At 64.9% G+C, this 20,508-nt stretch carries 14 protein-coding genes; all 14 read left to right on the forward strand.

The window, feature by feature from the left end; genetic code table 11:
* The first annotated feature begins 20 nt into the window (after positions 1–20).
* Entirely contained in the window at positions 21–2,258 is a 2,238-nt protein-coding gene (locus H7F16_RS13145; protein ID WP_185798055.1) for a serine/threonine protein kinase, read from the forward strand.
* Positions 2,259–2,321: 63 nt separating this feature from the next.
* Complete coding sequence (locus H7F16_RS13150; RefSeq protein ID WP_185798056.1) at positions 2,322–3,113, forward strand: hypothetical protein; 792 nt, start codon at positions 2,322–2,324, stop codon at positions 3,111–3,113.
* A 60-nt stretch (positions 3,114–3,173) separates the two neighbouring features.
* Positions 3,174–5,747 carry a hypothetical protein gene (locus H7F16_RS13155; RefSeq protein ID WP_185798057.1) on the forward strand — a complete coding sequence of 858 codons (2,574 nt, stop codon included), beginning with the start codon at positions 3,174–3,176 and terminating at the stop codon, positions 5,745–5,747.
* Positions 5,748–5,922: 175 nt separating this feature from the next.
* Positions 5,923–6,351, forward strand: coding sequence for a FixH family protein (locus H7F16_RS13160; RefSeq protein WP_185798058.1), 429 nt, complete (start codon positions 5,923–5,925; stop codon positions 6,349–6,351).
* Positions 6,348–7,577, forward strand: a complete 1,230-nt coding sequence (locus H7F16_RS13165) for a cytochrome-c peroxidase (protein WP_185798059.1) — start codon at positions 6,348–6,350, stop codon at positions 7,575–7,577. The genes H7F16_RS13160 and H7F16_RS13165 overlap by 4 nt, the downstream gene beginning before the upstream one ends.
* 151 nt (positions 7,578–7,728) lie before the next feature.
* A complete protein-coding gene (locus H7F16_RS13170) occupies positions 7,729–8,010 on the forward strand; it encodes a hypothetical protein (protein ID WP_185798060.1) in 282 nt (93 codons plus the stop codon).
* 59 nt (positions 8,011–8,069) lie between these two features.
* A complete protein-coding gene (locus H7F16_RS13175; RefSeq protein ID WP_185798061.1) occupies positions 8,070–9,593 on the forward strand; it encodes an alkaline phosphatase family protein in 1,524 nt (507 codons plus the stop codon).
* Positions 9,594–10,076: 483 nt separating this feature from the next.
* The gene (locus H7F16_RS13180) at positions 10,077–10,271 is read left to right on the forward strand and encodes a hypothetical protein (RefSeq protein ID WP_185798062.1); all 195 of its coding nucleotides are present in this window, start codon (positions 10,077–10,079) and stop codon (positions 10,269–10,271) included.
* Positions 10,272–10,389: 118 nt separating this feature from the next.
* The gene (gene rnr / locus H7F16_RS13185) at positions 10,390–12,642 is read left to right on the forward strand and encodes a ribonuclease R (RefSeq protein WP_185798063.1); all 2,253 of its coding nucleotides are present in this window, start codon (positions 10,390–10,392) and stop codon (positions 12,640–12,642) included.
* A gap of 78 nt (positions 12,643–12,720) precedes the next feature.
* Complete coding sequence (locus H7F16_RS13190) at positions 12,721–14,763, forward strand: methyl-accepting chemotaxis protein (protein WP_185798064.1); 2,043 nt, start codon at positions 12,721–12,723, stop codon at positions 14,761–14,763.
* Between the two features lie 130 nt (positions 14,764–14,893).
* Complete coding sequence (locus H7F16_RS13195; RefSeq protein ID WP_185798065.1) at positions 14,894–16,069, forward strand: acyl-CoA dehydrogenase family protein; 1,176 nt, start codon at positions 14,894–14,896, stop codon at positions 16,067–16,069.
* Positions 16,066–17,187, forward strand: coding sequence for a CaiB/BaiF CoA transferase family protein (locus H7F16_RS13200; RefSeq protein ID WP_185798066.1), 1,122 nt, complete (start codon positions 16,066–16,068; stop codon positions 17,185–17,187). The genes H7F16_RS13195 and H7F16_RS13200 overlap by 4 nt, the downstream gene beginning before the upstream one ends.
* Positions 17,188–17,204: 17 nt before the next feature.
* Positions 17,205–18,146 carry an N-carbamoyl-D-amino-acid hydrolase gene (locus H7F16_RS13205; RefSeq protein ID WP_185798067.1) on the forward strand — a complete coding sequence of 314 codons (942 nt, stop codon included), beginning with the start codon at positions 17,205–17,207 and terminating at the stop codon, positions 18,144–18,146.
* A 262-nt stretch (positions 18,147–18,408) separates the two neighbouring features.
* Positions 18,409–20,508, forward strand: coding sequence for a hydantoinase/oxoprolinase family protein (locus tag H7F16_RS13210; protein WP_185798068.1), 2,100 nt, complete (start codon positions 18,409–18,411; stop codon positions 20,506–20,508).

The following is a 20,508-nucleotide window of genomic DNA, read 5'->3' on the forward strand; positions in this document are numbered from 1 at the left end:
CCCCAGCCCACGAGGACGGCATGAGCCAGTCACGTTCTTCCGACACGTTCCAGCCCGGTGACCTGCTGAACAACACCTACCGGATCGAAAGCCTTCTGGGGCGCGGCGGCACCTCGGAAGTCTATCGGGCGCGGTCCGAGATTTCGGGGCGTCTTGTCGCGCTGAAGGTGCTGAAATCCGAATTTTCCGCCGACAAGTCCTATCTGGTGCTGATGACGCGCGAAGAGCAGATGCGCGACATCCGCCACGATGCGGTGGTGCGCTATTCGGAAAACCACCGCACGCCGGATGGCCATGTCTATCTGATCATGGATTACATCGAAGGGCCGGGCCTTGACGAAAAGCTGCGGCAAGGCGGCATGTCGGCGGACGATCTGCTGACCGTGACCGCCCGTGTGTCCGAAGGGCTGCACGCCGCCCATTCGCGCAACGTGGTGCATCGTGACCTGTCGCCCGACAATATCATCCTGCGCGGGGGCGATCCGGCGCAGGCGGTCATCATCGACTTCGGCATTGCCAAGGATGAAAATCCGGGCGCCGAAACCATCGTCGGCAACGAATTCGCGGGCAAATACGCCTATGCCGCCCCCGAACAACTGTCGGGCAAATCCGATGCCCGTTCAGACATCTATTCGCTGGGCGCGTTGATCCTTGCCACCTATCGCGGCAAGGTTCCCGATGTCGGGCGCAACCCGATGGAGGTGATCCGCGCCAAGAACCTGCCGCCCGATACCGAAGGCGTGCCCGAGCCTTTGCGCACCCTGATCGAGCGGATGACCCAGCCCGATCCCGATGCCCGCCTGCAAACCGCCCTTGCGGTGCTTGAAGCCATCGACCCGTCGTGGATCGCGCCCACGACAGCGCGCCGCCCGCTGACGGAACAGCCCAAGCCCGCGACGGCCAAGCCTGCGGCCCCGGCTGCGGGCAAATCCGCGACCCCGGCGCCCGCTGCGGGCAAGTCGGCGGCGCCGCTGATCGGCGGCATCGCCGCGGCGCTTGTCGTGGCTGCCGGGATCGGGGGGTGGCAGTTCGGCCTTTTCGGCGGCGCGCCGAAAGCACCGCAACCCGCTGCCACCGCGTCGACGGCAACGGCGGCTTCGACGGGCGCCGAACCCGCAGCCGAACCTGCGGCCCCCGACAGCGGGGCTGCGGCGCCCCTTGCCAGCCCCTTCGTGCTGCGTGCCGCCAAGGCCGCCGACGGCACAACCAGCCTGAGCGGGAACGTCCCGTCCGAAGAGGCGCGGACGGCCCTGACCGCTGCGATGGGGGCGGGCGTCAGCGGCGATCTTTCGCTTGCATCGGGTGACGTGCCCGACGGTTTTGCCGAAACGCTCGGCACGGTCTTGCGCGCGCTTGGGCCGCTGCCGGAATGGCAGGTTCAGGTTCAGGACAAGACGCTGTCCGTCACCGGTCGCGCCACATCGGACGCGGAACGGCAATCGGTCCTTGCGGTCTTGCAGACGCCCGAAATGGCGGTTTGGCAGGCCAGCGCCAAGATCGACCTGCCGACGCTGACCCTGCCTTCGGCATCGGTGGAAGAGGTTCTGGCCAAGCACACGAATTGCGGCCCGCTGGTCCTGATCGATCCGCCCGCAGCGGGCTATGGCCCGCAGGACCAGATCGCCGTGACCGGAACCGTGGCCGATAGCGAAACCCGCGTGGCGCTGACCGAAGAGATCACCGCCCTTGCCAAGGGGCGGCCCGTCGTTGTCGATGCCGAAGTGCTGAACGCCAAGGTCTGCACGGTCGAGGCACGGCTTCCCCGCCTGCCGTCAGGGCCGCTTTCGGTCAATTTCCTGACAGGCGACCAGTTGGTGCCGAACCCGTCGGGGCGTTACTATGTCAATGAAAACCCCGTCATCGACGTGACCCTGCCCGCCTCGGTCGAGGATGGATACATCTGGGTTTCCGTCATCGACGTCAGCGGCAACGTCTACCATCTCTTGCCGAACCTCGGACGTCCCGAAGCCTCGGTTGTCGGGCTGCGCAAGGGGCTTCCGGGTGATCTTTCGCTGCGCGTCGCCTATTCGCTGTCGGAGGCCAAGGCCAACGGGCAGATCGCCTTTACGGTCGATGACAGCACCTTGGGCAAGACCAAGATCTTGCTGCTTTATTCAAAAGCCCCCGTTTTCGACGAATTGCGCCCGACGACGGAAAGTGTCGAAGGTTTTGCCGAGTCCCTCGCCCAGCGGGCCGGAGAGGGCAAGCTTTCGGGCCTTTCGCTCAACAGCCGTATCCTTGTGACGGAGAAAAGATAGGCAGGTTCTTCCATGACTGAATTCAAGGTTTCCGGTCCGGAAATTAAGAAATTTGTAAAGATCATGCGGCGTGCGCCCGTTTCATTCGCCTATAACGCCGCCGACAAATCCGAGGACGATTACCTTGGCTTCCATCGCCAGAAGCCGCCCAAGGTATTGGGCAAGGAAGCCAAAGAGGAAGGCGCAGGCCCCAAATACGCCTTTGGCACGGCGCAGGTCGAAGGCAAGATCCTGTCGCTGACCTGCGAGCGTGTCGTTCCCGGCCTTGCCAAGAAGCTGAAACGCTATCTCAAGACGCAGAGGATCATGCTGAATGTGCAGATCCTTGACGAAACCGGGGCGATCCTCGAATCCGACATCGAAGAGCTGCCGGACGATCCCGAACTGTTCGACGACGACGACCCTGCCGCCGCCGCGACCCCCGCTGCTGCGGCGGCCCCTGCCGCTGACGGTGCGGCCCCGAAAGGCCGTGTGGCAAAGCGTGTGTTTCTGCTGGAGCGCTGGAAGAAGATTCCCGGCGAGTTGAGCATCGAGCTTGGCGCGTTGAACAAATCTATCGCCAGCAAGGTGCCGGTCGAAGACCCTGACGATTTCTGCAAGGGCGTCGAGGACTGGTTCGGCGCGATCCTGTCCGAGATGCAGACGGACCTGACCGATGCGATCGACGAGTCGATCAATGCGGGCGATGACAGTTTTGCGGCCGTGGGCAAGGTGATCAACGGCAAGTTCCGCCCGCGCATCGCCAGTGACCGGCTGGTGCAGCTTTTCAAGAAGGGTTCGCTTTTGCCCGGAAGCCCGTTCGAAGAGGCCTTCGAAAAGGCCTTTGCGGAAATTGAAACCGGGCTTCGGCTTTGACGCCGTCCGCGCCTGCGTGGACGACCCCTATTTCATCTTTCATCAGGATATTCAGCTTCCATGGATGACGCCAAATTCAATGCGCTTTACGCATCGCTCGCCAGCCGCGGGGCCTCGGCCGGGGAACTTTTGGCTTTGGCGGCACAGCATGCCGAACATCCGGCGATGGATGAAAAGAGCTTTGCCGAAGCTTTCATCAGACCCGTGATGGCGAAGATCGCCGCGCGCGAGCAGTTCTTCAAGGAAGCGCAGCTCGGGCGGCAGATCATGGGACGGCCCATGCCCGCCAAGGCGCCGCCAAAGCCGCCGCGTCCGGCAGCCGCGCCGCGTCCCGCCACCGAGCCGGGCGCAAAGCAGCCCATGACGCCGGACACGCCCGTTGCCGCGCCACCCCGGCCACAGGCCCCGCCGCAACGGCCGGTTTCGGCACCTTCGGACAGGCTTGAGCAATTCGCGCAAGCCCGCACCGCCGCACCGCAGCCCGCGCCACCTTTCACGGCGTCGCCGATCACGGCCCCGCCGCCGCCCAACCCGTTCGAAGCGGCCTATGCCAAGGCGAAGGATGCGTTGGAGTCGGCCGAGAAGATCATCGCGGGCGGGTCACTTGGCGCGCGCAGCGCCGAGGTCGGCAAGGCCTTTGCCGACCTGAAGGCCGAGGCGCTGGCACGATCGAAAGACGACGGCAAGGCTGCCATGCTGAACTTGCAGAAGCTTGTCGCCCTTGCCGAAAAGATCAACGGCACAAGGACGCTTGCCGCACGGCCGGCCCCGCCGCCTGCCTCGCCGAACATCGCGCCCCCGCCCGATGGCGCGCCGAAGCCGCAGCGGCCTGCGGATGCGGCGCAGGGCGCACAGACCGGCGATGACAACCGCAAGAAATACGAGGCCGCCGCGCAACGGCTGGTGCCGGATATCAAGGCGGCGCGCGCGTTGCAGACGCCCGCCTCGGGTGCGCTGGTGGGTGCCGCTGTGCGCAACATGCTTGATCTGAGCAACGTGATCGGCGCGGCCGTGGCCAAGGGCGATTATGCGACAGCCCAAGGCCAGCTTGGCCAACTTGCCAATCTGGCGGCGGCTGTGGGTGACGCGGCGAAACTCGAGGCCCGCCAGCGCGCCGCCCGCGACGCGCAGCGCAAGGAGTCGACCACGGCGGTGACGGCAGTGCTGGGCAGTCTTGATACGTCCGTTCCGCCCAAGGACATGGCAAACAAACTGCAAGAGGCCGGCAAGGCGGCGGACACCGATTTCGGCAAGGCCATGCGGAAAATCGAAAAGCGCGCCCGCAGCCATGACCGGATGATGAAGGATTACACCGAAGCCCGGAGCTTTGCGCAGAAGTATCTTGCCGACCATCCGCGTAAGGGGAAGGTGAAGGACGACGAGACCGAGAAGCGCCGCAAACTCGCGGAACTGGCCATCGCCACGACGGACAAATGGTTCGCCGATCAGGTCAGCAACAGAAAGAAGATCGAGGCGCTTTGCACGCGGCTGAGCGCCGATGCGGGCAAGGGCGACGGGCCTGTCGCCATTGCGGTGCTGGACGACCTGCAAAAGATCATCGACAGCCCCCTTGTCCCGCAGGATCTGCGCGATATGGCCAGTGCGACGGCCGACAAGATCGTTTTTGCCAACCGGCTTCTGGCGCCGGCGGCGCTTGCATCGGCCAAGACCGATCCGGAACGCGGCAAGACATTGCTGGAACACGCGCGTTTCAAACGGACCGACGGCGGCACGTCGGACGTGAAACTGCTGACCGAAGACGATGGCCGGATCGCCTATGCCTTCAAGAGCGTAGAGGGTGAATCCGATGGTGGCCTGCGGTTTCTCGGCCTTGGCAAAGGGGCCTCGACGCTGCGCGAGGTCGTCTCGTCGAAAATCCATGACGCCTTTGCGCAGGCCGGACTCGATTTCGGCTTTCCCAAAACCATCCTGCTTGAAAGCGACGGCAAACACGGTGCGCTGATCGAGGGGATCAAGGGCAAGATGGTCGACCCCGAAGAACACGGGGCAAAGGCCGGGCGGGCCGATGGCGAGACCGATCCTGTCAAGAAAGCCGTCCTTGATGCGGAAGTGGCAGACTCTCTCAGGACGATGAACACCTTGCCCGAAAAGGTCAGCCCCGACAGCATGCAGAACGTGATCCTGTCGCAGATGCTGACCTGCCAGTGGGATTGCAAATGGGGCAATCTTATCATCGATGGCGACAGGGCGCGGCCGATCGATGCCGGAACGGCCATTCCGACCAGGGATGTCGTGAAAGAGTTTGCCGGAGGCGCGCCCCCCGCCTTCAAGAACCTGCTGACCCATCCGGACAAATACGACACGGCCAAGTTCGGCACGCCCCTGCCGCATGCCGCGCAGCCGTTCCCTGCTGCGAAGATCAAGGCGATCAAGGATCTGGACGTCGAGGCGATCATCGAGGTCGCGCGCAAGGAACGCGACGCGGTGATCAAATCGGTTCCCGGAATGGACGCATCGCTGATGGACGAGTCCTGTTTCGACATCATGCGCGACTCGATCAACGCGGTGAAAGCGATCCTGACCAAGAAGCCGGACCAGACGCTGGAGCAGTTCGTCGCGGCCTATACCGACTGGTTCGAAGACTATAGCGCCAAGGCTCTGGCCTCGGGGTGACACCGCGCCGATCGGGGTTCGGTTGCGCAAATGCCGTGAGGGGCGGGGTTCCCCTTGCCGGCAAGCCTGTGGCGTGACCGCCTTTGGTGTGGGGGCTTCTGTTCGGACGGTCGATTGTGCGGGCGTTAACCATCTTATACGATTTCGCGGACGGGTGTCGGCGGGCGGGGCGGGGATGGCGAAGCGGGTTGGCGTTGCATTGGTGTCGGGGGTGGCCGTTCTGCTGGCCGGTTGGGCGCTTTGGGTCCGGTCGGGCGATGCGGGGCCCGATCTTGCGCTGAGCAAGACAAGCGATGCGGGTCTGTATCAGGTCGCCATCGCTCCGGCATCGCAGCCGTTTCACCGCGAGGTGTTCCACGACTGGAACGTGACGCTGCGGACCAAGGCAGGCCAACCCGTCGAGGGCGCGCGCCTTACGCTGGGGGGCGGAATGCCGGGGCATGGTCATGGCCTGCCGACGCAACCGCAGCAAAAGGGCGACGGCGTGGGCGGGGTTTACGAGATCGACGGTTTCAAGTTCAGCATGGCCGGTCATTGGGTGATCGACATCGTGATCGATGCGCCGGCGGGCGCGGACCATGTGGCCTTTGACCTGCAACTATGATGTGGCGGCGTGGCGCGATCCTGCTGGCCTGCCTGCTTGTGACCGCGCAAGGCCTGCGCGCCGATCCTGCGGACGAGGTTTTGCCGGCCGGGCCTGACGACGGTTTCACGCAGGATGCGGCGGATCTTGCATCGCGGCTGGTGATCAACAGTCTGGGGCTTGCGCCTGACGATCCGTCAAACAGGGTGTATGACGACCCGAAGGCCGCGGTCTTTGGCGAGGCGCTTTTCCACGATGCGCGGATGAGTGCGACGGGAACGGTCTCGTGCGCGTCGTGCCATATGGCCGGGATCGGGTTTCAGGACGGGTTGCCGCTGGGGCAGGGGATCGGCACTGCCAACCGGCGGACCATGCCGCTTGAAGGGGTGGCGTGGAACGCGTGGTTCTTTTGGGACGGGCGCAAGGACAGCTTGTGGTCGCAGGCGCTGGGGCCTCTCGAGAACCCCGTCGAACACGGGTCGAACCGCGTGCGGCTGGTGCGGTTTCTGCAAGAGACCTATGCCGACGACTACCGCGCCGTGTTCGGCGCCTTTCCCGACCTGTCCGGTTTGCCCGAGGATGGCGCGCCGACGGGCGACGCTGCGACACGCCGGAACTGGGAGGCGCTGACCGATGCGCAACGCCATGCGGTCAATACGGTCTTTGCCGATATCGGCAAGGCCATCGCCGCCTATGAACGGCAGTTGAAGCCCAAGGAAACCCGTCTGGATTTCTATCTGCGCGCGACCTTCGGGGCGATGGAGGGCGCAAGGGACCAGTTGTCCGAAGAAGAGATCGCCGGGCTCGAGATCTTTGCCGGAAAGGGGCGCTGCATCAGTTGCCATCAGGGCCCGCGCATGACGGACGGGTTTTTCCACAATACCGGCGTGCCGCCTGTGGCGGGGTTGCCGCCCGACAATGGCCGGCTTGACGCGATCGCGCTGGTCGAGGCGGACCCGTTCAACTGCCTTGGCCCCTACAGCGACGCCCCCGCTGGGTCTTGCGAGGAATTGCGCTTCCTGCAACGCGACCCCAAGGCGCTGGCGCGGGCGTTCAAGACCCCCTCGTTGCGCGGTGTCTCGCTGCGCCCGCCCTATATGCACGCGGGCCAGTTCGGGACGCTGGAAGAGGTCGTGCGCCATTACAACGCGGCGCCAAAGGCGGCGGTCGGCACCTCGGAGTTGCGGCCGCTCGACCTTGACGAGGCCGAGATCAAGGCGCTTGTCGCCTTGCTGGAGGCGCTGTGAACGGCTGGCCCCATCCAAGCGGAGCGGCCGGAAGATCGGGTTGTTAACGAATATGTTCGGGCTTATCGTCGCGCGCAGGCCCTGCGGGGTGAGTTTGCCGGATGAGATGCGGCAAGAGTTTGATATAAAACGAAAATCGGAAGGTTATGTCATGAAGGGCTTGGTTCGGACGGCAGGGGTGATCCGCGCGGTCGCCTTGGGCGGGGTGGTCATGGTTTCGGTGCTTGGACTGTCGGGTTGCAAAGAGGACAAGGACGAGGACGAGGCGGTTGCCGCCACCCCGGCCGAGGTCGCCGCCGACTGTCAGGAAGGTGCGAACAAGATGTTCGCGGATGACAAGGCCGCCGAGGCCGCGAAATTCGCCAAGTGCATGGCCAAACGCCTTGGCGATGACTGGCAGGAAAAGAACCCCGAGCTGAAGCCTGCCGAATGACCGCATCGGCCCGACCGCAGGAGGCAGCTTTGCCAAAGACCAACCCGTTTTTCCTGTTCATGGCGACAATCGGCATCGTGGCCGCAGGGATGATGGGTCTGGCCTTTGCCAGCGTCATCTCGGCCTTCGATATCATCTGCTTTGCGATCGTGCTGGCGGTGTTCCTGTTTCTGGCAAGCCGGATCTTCCGCTTTCTCGAGCGGCGGGGCTGGCATGTTGCGGTGCCGGTGCTGGCCTTCCTTGCCGGCATATTCCTGTTCCACAACCTTTACCTTTTCGTCATCAGCCTGCCGCCGGGATCGGCGGTCAGGGTCCTGACGGTTCTGGCCGTGCCCTCAGCGGTTGCGACCGGCGTGATCTGGGCCTTGCGTGGCAGGATGGGCGGCGGGAAACTGGCCTTGGTGGCGGTGGTGCTGGGGCTGCTGGTTTCGGCCTATCCCGCTGTCATGGCGCAGGGCGAGAACGCGCAAAGCCAGGGCGTGCGGCAGACCAGTCTGGCCGAAAACGCGGTCGATCCGGCCTATAACGTCACGAAATACATCCGCCCCGTCACCTTCAGGACCAAGCCCAACGTCTATCTTCTGGGCCTGTCGGCGGGAACCGCCGAGGCGATGGTGCAGGCGCATCTGGGCATCGAATCCTCGCCCCTGAGCGACTATCTGCGGACCAGCGGCTTCCGGATTTTCCACAACGTCTTTACCGAAGCGCAGCTTACGCGCCTGTCCTATGACCTGATCCTGTCGATGAACCGCGACCTGTTCTTCTCGCTGAACGCAAAGGATCGCGGGACGATGATTTCGGGCAATATCCCCAGCCCGCTTTACACGATCTTCCACGACAACGGCTACGAGGTCAGCACGCTGGCCGAGGCTGCGAAATTCGGCGTTAAGGGACCTTATGTCGAGCGATACGAGGTCGCGGTCGAGGCGTCGCTGTGCAATTTCCACTTTTTGCCCGAGGAGGTCAAATCGACCATGTTCCTTGGCGGGTGCGACCTGCGCAAGCTGTTCAACCCGTTGAGCAAGAAGAAGAACAAGTCGATCTTCGATTTCCAGATCGAGCAGTTGGCGCGGATCGGGCAAAGCGACAAGCCGCAACTGGTGTTCCTGCACATGCGGCCGCCCTATCACTATCGGGATATGAAGCTGACCGCGCCCGACCCCGCCAAGGTTCAGCCCTTTGCCGAGAAGTCGAAAGAGTTTCTGGCGCAGGCGGCCGAGAACCTGCGCCGCGTGCAGGAGGAAATCTACAAGGATGACCCCAATGCAATCATCCTTGCCTTTGGGGACCACGGGCTAAGCCTGTCGGACCCGCCACCCGATGGCAGCCTGACCGAGTTCTTCGTGCATGACCGCTATGCCGTGCTTGGGGCGGTGTATCCGGCGGGGGCCTGTGCCGACTACTTCCCCAAGGCCGGAGCCTATGCGCATGTCACCTCGGCCGAGCTGGTGGGCGATCTGGTGCGCTGCCTGTCGGGCGGGCAAGACCCCTATCCCGTCGGTTACCAGCATCTGGGAATTTTCAACCAGTCGACCTTTGACTTTGCAGGCTACGAATACGAGCCGGCGGAACCCGCGCCATAGGAGCGGATGGCGGCCTGTCTGCGGGGCGCGTGGCGGAAAAAGCGGAGCCGCCTTTGCGGGGGCGGGGCGTTTGCATCAGGCCGAAGCGAGCGGAAAACGCGCGTCGCGGAAGCCGATGGCGCAGGGATTGGCCGTGTTTTCGGCGCAGCCATATTCCCCGATAGGGGTGGAATTCACGGGCGAAAAGCGGGGTTTTTTGCGCCATTGCGATGTATTCGGGCGGTAAGCGAAGCGGAGCGCGGGCCAAATGACCCCTTTTCCTTCTCCGGCACGGCCCGTGCGGGGTGGGCATCGCAAAGGCGAACGAGAGTCGCGATATACACTTTCGACAAACCCGCGCCCGTTTGACTGGGCCTGTTTATCCGACGCTGCGGGGCCGTTCGGCGCGATAGGTGGCAGACTTTGCCTGACCGGCAATTCCTGTCGGGGACCGCGAAGGATGCTCCATTGGACAAAAAGCAGATTGACCTGATTACCAGAACCTTGACGGACGAGCTGTTCGCATTGTCGCTTTTGGTCGAGCTGCTCGACCATGAAAGCGGCCGCCGCGAGGCGATGCTTGTGATGTGCAAGGAGTCGGTCGAGCGGTGTCGCCGGATCACGGCGGGGCTGTGGGGGAATGGCGGGGGCGCGCTGCGGCAGGCGGCAACTCTCAGGACGATGCAGCGGATGAACTGACGCGCGGGCTTTCCGGCGGGGCGGGGGCGGCGCGGGGCGCGGGATGGGCCTTGTGCCGCCCTTTGTGCGGGGGCGTTGCAAGGTGGCCTTTCTGCCGCTTGCATGGTAACCCGAAGGCATGAACCAGCTACCTACCAAAGACCAGATCCGCCAGTGGATTGCCGAAAACCCCGCGCAGGGGGCGAAGCGCGATATCGCCAAGGCTTTCGGAATCAAGGGTGCCGCGCGCATCGAATTGAAGCGCATGCTGCGCGAACTCGAGGACGAGGGCGGCGTGGTGCGCAAGCGTCGCACCTATCGCGAGGCGGGATCCCTGCCGCCCGTCACGCTGCTGACGGTGCTGCCGCCGGATGCGGCAGGCGATCTGTTCCTGCGCCCGATGGAATGGGAGGAGGAAGGCGCGCCGCCGCGCATTCTGTTCATTCCGAAAAAGGGCGATCCTGCGCTGGGCGCGGGGGACAAGATCCTTGGCCGTCTGGCAAAGGTCGATCTGGACGATTACGAATACGAGGCGCGGCTGATCCGGCAACTCGGGTCGAACCCCGTCAAGATCCTGGGCATCTTCCGCGCCGAGGCCGAAGGGGGGCGGATCGTGCCCATCGACAAGGGCGCCGACAAGGAATGGCGCGTGGGGCGCGATTTCACCGAAGGGGCCAAGGACGGCGAACTGGTCGAAGCCGAGCAGATGGGGCCAAAGCGCCTTGGCCTGCCGCAGGCCCGCATCACCGCGCGTCTGGGTGACCCGATGGGGCCGCGCGCTGTCAGCCTGATCGCCATCCACCAGCACGGCATTCCCGACCGGTTTCCCGATGCGGTGCTGGCCGAGGCCGATGCGGCCAAGCCCGCCCCGATGGGCAAGCGCGAGGATTTGCGCGACCTGCCTTTGGTGACCATCGACCCGTCCGACGCCCGCGACCATGACGACGCGGTCTTTGCCGAGGCCGACACCGACCCCGCCAATGCGGGCGGCCATATCGTCTGGGTCGCCATCGCGGATGTGGCCCATTACGTGCGCCCCGGCTCGAAGCTGGACCGCGAGGCGAGGAAACGCGGGAATTCCACCTATTTCCCCGACCGTGTGGTGCCGATGCTGCCCGACACGCTGTCGGGCGACCTGTGTTCCCTGCACGAAGGGGTGGACCGCCCCTGCATTGCCGTGCGGATGAAGCTGGACGCCGAGGGCGCCAAGATCAGCCACCGCTTCTTGCGCGGCATGATGCGTTCGGCCGCGTCGCTGCATTACGGCGAGGTGCAAGAGGCCGCCGATGGCCGCCCCAACCCGCGCTGCGCCGCGCTTCTGGATCGGGTGATCACGCCGCTTTACGCCGCCTACGAGGCCGCAAAGAAAGCCCGCGCGATCCGCCAGCCGCTCGATCTGGAATTGCCCGAACGCAAGATCATCCTGTCGGACGCGGGCAAGGTTCTGTCGGTCGATTTCCGCGAACGCTTCGATGCGCACAAGCTGATCGAAGAGTTCATGATTCTGGCCAACGTGGCCGCCGCCGAGGAGTTGACGCGGCTGAAAAAGCCGCTGCTGTTCCGCGTGCATGAAGAACCCAGCGCCGACAAGATGGACGCGCTGCGCGAAGTGGCCGAGGCGTCGGGGTTCAGCCTTGCCAAGGGGCAGGTGCTGAAGACCGCGCATCTCAACCGTTTGCTGTCGCAGGCGCAGGGGACCGAGTTCGACGAGCTTTTGAACATCTCGACCCTGCGGTCGATGACGCAGGCCTATTACCACCCGCAGAATTACGGGCATTTCGGCCTTGCGCTGCGGTCATATGCGCATTTCACCTCGCCCATCCGGCGCTATTCGGACCTGATCGTGCATCGGGCTTTGGTGTCGGGCCATGGCTGGGGCGATGACGGGCTTTCGGCGCAGGATATCGAGGCGCTGGAAGAAACCGCCAAACAGATTTCCGATGCCGAGCGGCGGTCGATGGCGGCAGAGCGGGATACGACCGACCGTTACCTTGCGGCCTATCTGTCGGACCGCGTGGGGGCCGAGTTTGCGGGGCGCATTTCGGGCGTGCAACGCTTCGGCGTTTTCGTGAAGCTCGATGAAACCGGCGCGGACGGGTTGATTCCGATCCGCGATCTGGGGCGCGAGTTCTTTCACTACGATCAGGACAGCCAGACGCTGATGGGGGCCGATACCGGCCTGACCATCGGCATCGGGCAGCGCGTGACGGTGCGTCTGGCCGAGGCGACGCCGGTCACCGGCGGGCTGGTGCTGGACCTGTTGACGCTGGACGGCAGCGCCCTGCCGCAGGGCAAGCCGGGCAAGGGCGGGCGCTATGCCCCGCGCAAGCCGGGCAAGTTCGCGCCCCGCGACCGCAAGATCAAGCGCAAGGTGGAACGCACCCGCCGCTAAAAACGCAGCGCCCCTGTCGTTAAGCACTGCGGAACCGCATTTGCGGAACTTGCATGTACACGGGGGTTAAGCGGTCTGATGCGGTTCAAATGGAAGGTGACCATCGCAATGGTTGCTGTCGGTCTGTTGCCGACGGCCATCATCTCGTATGTCGATGTGACGCGGCTTGAAGGCTTTGCCAAGCAAAGCGCCGAAGCCGAGGTCCAGACGGGGCTGAAGCTCAAGGCATCGGCGGTCGAGGCCTATTTCAACCGTCTGCTCGACGTGTCCGAAAGCCTTGCCGAAATGCCCGAAACGGCGGTGGCGTTGCGTGAATTCACAGCGGCCTCTGATGCGCTGGACCTTGCGGCCCTGCCTGCGGGCGAAGCGGCGCTGAAGGCGCGTTACGACTATCAGGCGCAGAACACGCCCGATGCCGGTGCCACGGCGGCGGCAGACTGGCTGTCGCAGCTCGACCCCAAGGGGCGGCTGATGCAAGAGCTTTACGTCTCGGGCAATCCGGCCGAGATCGGCAAGAAGCAGGAAACCGACGACGCGGGCGACGGCAGCGCCTATAGCGCGCTGCATGCACGGCTGCATCCGTCCTTTCGTGCCTTTCAAGAGCGGTTCGGCTTTTATGACCTGTTCCTGATCGAACCGAAGCAGGGGCGGATCGTCTATACCGTGTTCAAGGAACTGGATTACGGCACCTCGCTTCTGTCCGGGCCCTATGCCGGAACGGCCTTTGGCCGCGCCGCGCAGGAGATGATCGCCAGACAGGGCGCGGATGGTCCGGCTTTCGCCGACTTCGAGGCCTATGCGCCGTCTTACAACGCGCAGGCCGCCTTTATGCTGGTGCCGCTGCAAGACGGCGGGACTTTTGCCGGGATCGTGGCGTTTCAGGTGCCGCTCGACTTTGCCAATGCCTTGCTCGGGGCCGGGGTCGACGGCAAGGAAACCTCGGACACCTATATCATCGGGACGGATCGCCGCTTGCGGTCGACGCCGCGTTTCGGCGAGGGGCTGGCCGTCGGCTCGCCGCTGGACGGGCCTTTGATGCTGGCGGCGGCGAGTGGCGAAAGCGGCGTGCGGCAGGGCGTGAACCATCGCGGGGCAAATGTGATCTCGGCCTATCAGCCGCTCAGGTTGCCGGGGCTGGACTGGAGCCTTGTGTCGGAAGTGGCGCGTGACGAGGCGATGGCGCAGGCCGATGCGACCAAGCATGACGCACAGGTCACGGTCGCTTCCCTTGCCGGCGCCATTCTGCTGTTCGGCCTGCTTTTGTCGCAATGGTTGCTGTGGCCGATCCGCAAGCTGGGCAACGACCTGCGGACGCAGGCGGCTTCGGCCATCGAGATGCTGACCGGAGCCTCGACGCAGGCGCGGGCGGCGGCCGAGGTGATGGCGACCACCGCCGAACAGACCAGCCGCCAGACGGTTTCGGTGAAGTCGGGGTCGGAACTGACGACGGGCGATGTGTCGAGCGTGGCAAGCGCGGTGGACGAGCTGTCCTCGTCGATCGCCGAGGTCGTGGCGGGCATCCGGCAGACCTCGGACCTTGTGGACGGGGCGGCGACGCGGGCGGCGGATGCGGCGGCGCTGCTGGCGGAACTGGAGCGCGTGGCCGGGCGGATCACGGGGATCGTGACGCTGATCAACGATGTGGCGAACCAGACCAACCTTTTGTCGCTGAACGCCGCCATCGAGGCGAGCCATGCCGGAGAGGCGGGGCGCGGCTTTGCCGTGGTCGCCGCTGAAATCCGCACGCTGGCCGCGCGGACGACCGCCTCGACCGAAGAGATCGCGGGCGAGGTGCGGACCGTGCTGGACACCGTGTCGCGCAACTCCGAGGCGATCCGGTCGATTTCCGCCTCGATCAGCATGGTCAACGACAAGGCCCGGCTGATTTCGGTTTCGGCCGAGCAGCAGGGCGCGGTGACGAGTGAAATCGCGGTGCGCATGGCCAAGACGGCCGGGCGCGTGGCGGCGGCCAACGACAGCCTGACCGAGGTGCAGATCGCCTCGACCCATGCCGCAAGTGCCGCTTCGGATGTGCTGGACGGCATGGCGCATGTCGGGCAGGCCACGACCGAGATGGACCGCGCGCTGAACGGCTTTGTGCAGCGGGTGAACCGGCTTTAGGTCTGTTTTGCCTTTTCCGGCTGGTCGCGCCCCGTTGCCATGACGGGGCGCGATATCTGCATGCACGGGATATTATTTCCCTCGCGCCCGCTTTCCTGCCACCTAAAGGGTCAGACAGACGGAGTGCGACATGAGCTTCCACCCCACCGCAGACTATGATGACATCCGCAAGGGCGTGGCCGCCGTCTGCGCGGGCTTTCCGGGAAGCTACTGGCGCGATCTCGACGCGCGGCGGGCCTATCCGGAAGAGTTCGTGTCGGCGCTGATGCGCGAAGGCTGGCTCGGGGCGATGATCCCCGAGGAATATGGCGGATCGGGGCTGAACCTGACCGCGGCTGCCGTGATCCTCGAGGAAATCCACAAGCAGGGCTGCAACGCGGCGGCATGCCATGCGCAGATGTATACGATGGGCACCGTGCTGCGCCACGGGTCCGATGCGCAAAAGCAGCGTTACCTGCCCGAAATCGCCGCAGGACGCCTGCGCCTGCAAGCCTTTGGCGTGACCGAGCCGACAAGCGGGACGGACACGCTGTCGCTGCAAACCACGGCGCGGCGGGACGGGGACAGTTGGGTCATCAACGGCCAGAAGATCTGGACCAGCCGCGCCGAGCATTCCGACCTTATGGTGCTGCTGGCCCGCACCACGCCGCGCGACAAGGTGGCGTCAAAGACCGAGGGGCTGTCGGTGTTTCTGGTCGATCTGCGCGGCTTGGTCGGCAAGGGCATCACCATCCGTCCGATCCGCACGATGATGAACCACGCCACGACCGAGGTTTTCTTCGAGGATGTCCGCATCCCCGCCGATGCGCTGGTGGGGGAAGAGGGCAAGGGGTTCCGCTACATCCTGTCGGGCATGAATTCCGAACGCATCCTGATCGCGGCAGAGTGTATCGGCGACGCGAAGTGGTTCCTCGAGAAGGGTTCGGCCTATGCGCGGGACCGCAAGGTCTTTGGCGCGCCCATCGGGCGCAATCAGGGGGTGCAGTTCCCCCTTGCACGGGCCTATGCGCATATGCTGGCCGCCGAAGCCATCGTCTACCGAGCCGCCGGAATGTATGACGCGGGCCAGAACCCCGGGGTCGAGGCGAATACGGCCAAGATGCTGGCGGCCGATGCAAGCTGGGAATGCGCCGAGGCCTGTCTGCAAACCCACGGCGGTTTCGGCTTTGCCGAGGAATATGACGTCGAACGCAAGTTCCGCGAGGCGCGGCTGTATCAGGTGGCCCCGATCAGCACCAACCTGATCCTGTGCTACATCGCCGAACAGGTGCTTGGCCTGCCGAAAAGCTACGGCCCCGCGTCATGAGCCGCGATCTGGAGGGGTTGCTTGTCGTCTCGCTGGAACAGGCGGTTGCGGCACCGCTTGCCACGGCGCGGCTGGCCGATGCCGGGGCGCGGGTGATCAAGATCGAACGCCCCGAGGGGGATTTCGCCCGCGGCTATGACCGTCTGGTGCATGGGGAAAGCGCCTATTTCGTCTGGATCAACCGCGGGAAAGAGTCGATCTGCCTTGACCTGCGGCAGGAGGGCGATCTGGCGGTCTTGCGGCGGATGATCGGCCGGGCCGATGTGTTCGTGCAGAACCTTGCCCCCGGTGCGGCGGACCGTCTCGGGGTCGGGGCCGAGGCGATGCGGGCGGCGCATCCGGCGCTGATCTATGTGTCGATTTCCGGCTATGGCGAGGACGGGCCTTACCGCGACGCCAAGGCCTATGACATGCTGATCCAAGGGGAAAGCGGGCTTTTGTCGATCAACGGCACGCCCGAGGGGGCGGCGCGGGTGGGGATTTCGGTCTGCGACATCGCGGCGGGCGAGACGGCCTTTGCCGCCGTGCTGCAATCGCTGATCGCGCGGGGGCGGACGGGGCAGGGGCGGGTGGTCGAGGTGTCCTTGTTCCATACGATGGCCGACTGGATGAACGTGCCCTATCTGCAGGCCGCCTATGGCGGGGTTGCGCCCGCGCGGGTCGGGCTGCGGCATCCGTCGATTGCGCCCTATGCGGCTTTCGCCTGCGCGGACGGGGGCGAGGTGTTGCTGGCCGTGCAAAGCGACCGCGAATGGGTGGCGCTTGCAACGTCGGTGCTGGGCCGGCCCGAATTGGGGACGGACCCGCGCTATGCGACCAATGTCGCCCGCGTGGCGCATCGGGCCGAGGTGGAGGGCATGATTGCCCCCGTTCTTGCGGCGCTTGGCCGCGAGGCGGCGGTGCGTCTGCTCGGGTCGGCGGGCATCGCTTGCGGGCGGGTGTCTGACCTTGACGATCTGCAATCCCATCCGCAGGCGCGGCATGTGACGGTAGACAGCCCGACCGGCCCCGTGACGATGATGGGGCGCGGGGTGCGCTTTGCCGATGGCGGCATCGGCACGGGGCCGGTTCCGGCAAAGGACCAGCACGGCGCGGCGCTGCGGCAGGAGTTTTCCTAAACCAGAAAGGGTTCGGCATGGCACGGCATCTGATCACGGCGGCAGCGCAGATGGGGCCGATTTCACGGTCTGAAACCCGCGCCGATACGGTGCGGCGTCTGGTCGAGATGATGCGCGAGGCCAAGGCGCGGGGCTGCGGGCTGGTGGTGTTCACCGAGCTTGCGCTGACCACGTTCTTTCCGCGCTGGATGATCGGGGACGAGGCGGAACTCGACAGTTTCTACGAGGCGGAAATGCCTTCGGCCGCGACGCAACCGCTTTTTGACGAGGCGAAGCGTCTGGGGATCGGCTTCAACCTCGGCTATGCCGAACTGGTGGTTGAAGCGGGCGTGAAGCGGCGGTTCAACACCACGATCCTTGTCGATGCCACGGGGCGGATCATCGGGAAATACCGCAAGGTGCATCTGCCCGGACATGACGCGCCACAGGCGGGGCGGGCCTTCCAGCATCTGGAAAAGCGGTATTTCGAGCCGGGCGATCTGGGCTTTCCCGTGTTTCGCGGTTTCGGCGGGGTGATGGGCATGGCGATCTGCAATGACCGCCGCTGGCCCGAAACCTATCGCGTCATGGGGTTGCAGGGGGTGGATATGGTCATGCTGGGCTACAACACCCCGTTCGACCATACCGGAGACGAGGCGGTGAACAGCCTGACGCTGTTCCATAACCATCTGTCGATGCAGGCGGGGGCCTACCAGAATGCGACCTGGGTCGTCGGCACCGCGAAATGCGGCACCGAGGAAGGGTCGAAAATGGGCGGGCAAAGCGTGATCGTCGCCCCCTCGGGCGAGATCGTGGCGCAGGCGGTCACGGTCGAGGACGAGGTGATCACCGCGAAATGCGATCTCGACATGGGGCGCATCTACAAAGAGACGATCTTCAACTTCGCCCGCCACCGCAGGCCCGAGCATTATCGCCTGATCGTCGAGCGGACGGGCGCGATCCTGCCGCCCGAGGCGTGACCGCGCCCGCATCTTGTGCGCAGCGGGCGGTTTTGCGGTGAAAACAGTTATGTCAGACGCGTATGGGTGCTGGCCCTGTTGTGCCGAAGCGGCATTTCCGGGGCGGTAAGCGCCTGCAAATCAAGGGATTTGCGCGCGGTTGGCCGGATCGGGGCGGGGCGTCGGGGGTGTGGGCTGTAAAAAGCGGTATGCAAAATCCGCTTTGTGTGGGGACGGTTCCATGTCTCAATCCGGATAACAAGCCAATCAGCGGGGGTGTGGGATGATACGTGTCGGTGTCGATGTCGGCGGGACGTTCACGGACCTTGTGCTTGAACAGGTCGAGGCGGGCGGCAAGCAGCGGGTGTTCACGCACAAGGTGTCGTCGACCATTGCCGACCAGTCGATCGCGGTGGTGCAGGGCGTGGTCGAACTTTGCGCCATTGCGGGGGTGCAACCGGGCCAGATCGACGCGCTGTTCCACGGCACCACGGTCGCCACCAACATCGTGATCGAGCGCAACGGGGCCGAGGTGGGGATGATCACCACGCGCGGTTTCCGCGACATCCTGCACATGGGGCGGCACAAGCGGCCGCACAACTTCAGCCTGCAATTCGACGTGCCGTGGCAAAGCGCGCCGCTGATCAAGCGGCGCAACCGGATTGTCGTTGACGAACGCATCCTGCCGCCGACGGGGCGGGTCGAGACGGCGCTGGCGCTGGATCAGGTCGAGCAGGCGGCGGAGCTTTTCGCCGAGCGCGGGCTGGATGCCGTGATGATCGGTTTCCTTTATTCCTTCCTGAACCCCGACCATGAAATGAAAGCCGCCGAGGTGGTGCGCCGCGTGCTGCCGAACGCTTTTGTCTGCGCCTCGTCCGAGGTGGTGAACACCATCCGCGAATACGAGCGGTTTTCGACCGCGGCGATGAATGCCTATATCGGGCCGAAAGTGGCGCGGTATCTCGACAACCTCAAGCGGCGTCTGGCCGAGGCGGGGGTGAATGCCTATGTCCGGATCATGCAGTCGAACGGTGGCGTGACCACGGTCGAGCAGGCCAGCCGCAACCCCGTGGGCCTGCTGCTGTCCGGCCCTGCCGGCGGCGTGATCGGCGGGCGCTGGACCGGCGAGGCCTGCGACCAGCGCGAGATCATCACCATCGACATCGGCGGCACCTCGGCCGACATCAGCGTGATCCGTGGCGGCGAGCTGACGATCAAGAACCCGCGCGACACCGAAGTGGCCCATATGCCGGTGCTGGTGCCGATGATCGACATCGACGCCATCGGCGCGGGCGGCGGGTCTATCGCCTATGTCGACAGCGGCGGCGCGTTCCGTGTGGGGCCGAAGTCGGCAGGGGCCGAACCGGGGCCTGCCTGCTATGGCCGGGGCGGCACGCAGCCCACGGTGACCGATGCGCAGGTCGTGCTGGGGCGTCTGGATGCCGAGCATTTCCTTGGCGGCGGCCTGCATATCGACCCCGCGCTTTCGGAGCAGGCGATACGGGTGCATCTGGCCGAACCTCTCGGGCTGTCGGTCAAGGATGCGGCTTTGGGCGTGCTGCGGATCATCAACAACAACATGGCGCTGGCGATTGCCTCGAATTCCGTGGCGCGGGGGATCGACCCGCGCAATTACAGCCTGATGGCCTTTGGCGGGGCGGGGCCGCTGCATGGCGTGGCGCTGGGCCAGATGATCGCGGCCAAGAACGTGATCTCGCCCCTGCATCCGGGGATCACGGCGGCGATGGGGCTTCTGGTCACCGAACCGCGCTACGAATTCACCCAGTCGTCGCTGACGATCCTGCAATCGGGGTCGGATGCCGATTTCGCCACCGTGAACGCGGTCTTTGACCGGCTTCAGGCGGAAGCGGCGGCGCAATTGGCCGCCGATGGCATCGCCCCCGAAGGCCAACGCTTCGAGCGGATCGCGGAATGCCGCTACGTGGGCCAAGGGTTCGAATTGCGCGTGGCCGTGCCGGACGGCCCCTTTACCGCCGCCACGGCGCAAGAGATGGCGCGGCGCTTCTTTGCGGTGCATCGCACCGAATACGGTCATGCCTTCGAGGATCAGGCCGTGCAGATGGTGACCCTGCGGGTCATCGGCTCGTCGCGGTCGGACACGCTGCGCCTGCCGGTGCTGGACAAGGGCGGGCGGCGCAACCCGTCCGAGGCGGCGCTTTATGCGCGGCCCACCACATTCGACGATGGCGAGACGATCCAGACCCCGCGCTTCGACCGTCTGAAGTTGCGCGCGCAGGATACGGTCGCGGGTCCTGCGGTGATCGTGCAGCAGAATTCCACCACCATCGTGCCGCCGGGCTTTGTCGCCACGGTCATGAAACTGGGTGATCTGGTGATCGCCCGCGCGTCGCAGGAGGGTTGA

It is taken from the genome of Paragemmobacter straminiformis (assembly GCF_014243445.1).
Taxonomy (GTDB): domain Bacteria; phylum Pseudomonadota; class Alphaproteobacteria; order Rhodobacterales; family Rhodobacteraceae; genus Paragemmobacter; species Paragemmobacter straminiformis.

Excerpts from the sequence above, each read along its gene's own strand:
- rnr (WP_185798063.1), top strand. The coding sequence starts at position 10,390 with ATGAACCAGCTACCTACCAAAGACCAGATCCGCCAGTGGATTGCCGAA.
- H7F16_RS13160 (WP_185798058.1), top strand. The coding sequence starts at position 5,923 with ATGGCGAAGCGGGTTGGCGTTGCATTGGTGTCGGGGGTGGCCGTTCTG.
- H7F16_RS13195 (WP_185798065.1), top strand. The coding sequence starts at position 14,894 with ATGAGCTTCCACCCCACCGCAGACTATGATGACATCCGCAAGGGCGTG.
- H7F16_RS13190 (WP_185798064.1), top strand. The coding sequence starts at position 12,721 with ATGCGGTTCAAATGGAAGGTGACCATCGCAATGGTTGCTGTCGGTCTG.
- H7F16_RS13170 (WP_185798060.1), top strand. The coding sequence starts at position 7,729 with ATGAAGGGCTTGGTTCGGACGGCAGGGGTGATCCGCGCGGTCGCCTTG.
- H7F16_RS13210 (WP_185798068.1), top strand. The coding sequence starts at position 18,409 with ATGATACGTGTCGGTGTCGATGTCGGCGGGACGTTCACGGACCTTGTG.
- H7F16_RS13200 (WP_185798066.1), top strand. The coding sequence starts at position 16,066 with ATGAGCCGCGATCTGGAGGGGTTGCTTGTCGTCTCGCTGGAACAGGCG.
- H7F16_RS13145 (WP_185798055.1), top strand. The coding sequence starts at position 21 with ATGAGCCAGTCACGTTCTTCCGACACGTTCCAGCCCGGTGACCTGCTG.
- H7F16_RS13155 (WP_185798057.1), top strand. The coding sequence starts at position 3,174 with ATGGATGACGCCAAATTCAATGCGCTTTACGCATCGCTCGCCAGCCGC.
- H7F16_RS13205 (WP_185798067.1), top strand. The coding sequence starts at position 17,205 with ATGGCACGGCATCTGATCACGGCGGCAGCGCAGATGGGGCCGATTTCA.
- H7F16_RS13175 (WP_185798061.1), top strand. The coding sequence starts at position 8,070 with ATGGCGACAATCGGCATCGTGGCCGCAGGGATGATGGGTCTGGCCTTT.
- H7F16_RS13165 (WP_185798059.1), top strand. The coding sequence starts at position 6,348 with ATGATGTGGCGGCGTGGCGCGATCCTGCTGGCCTGCCTGCTTGTGACC.
- H7F16_RS13150 (WP_185798056.1), top strand. The coding sequence starts at position 2,322 with ATGCGGCGTGCGCCCGTTTCATTCGCCTATAACGCCGCCGACAAATCC.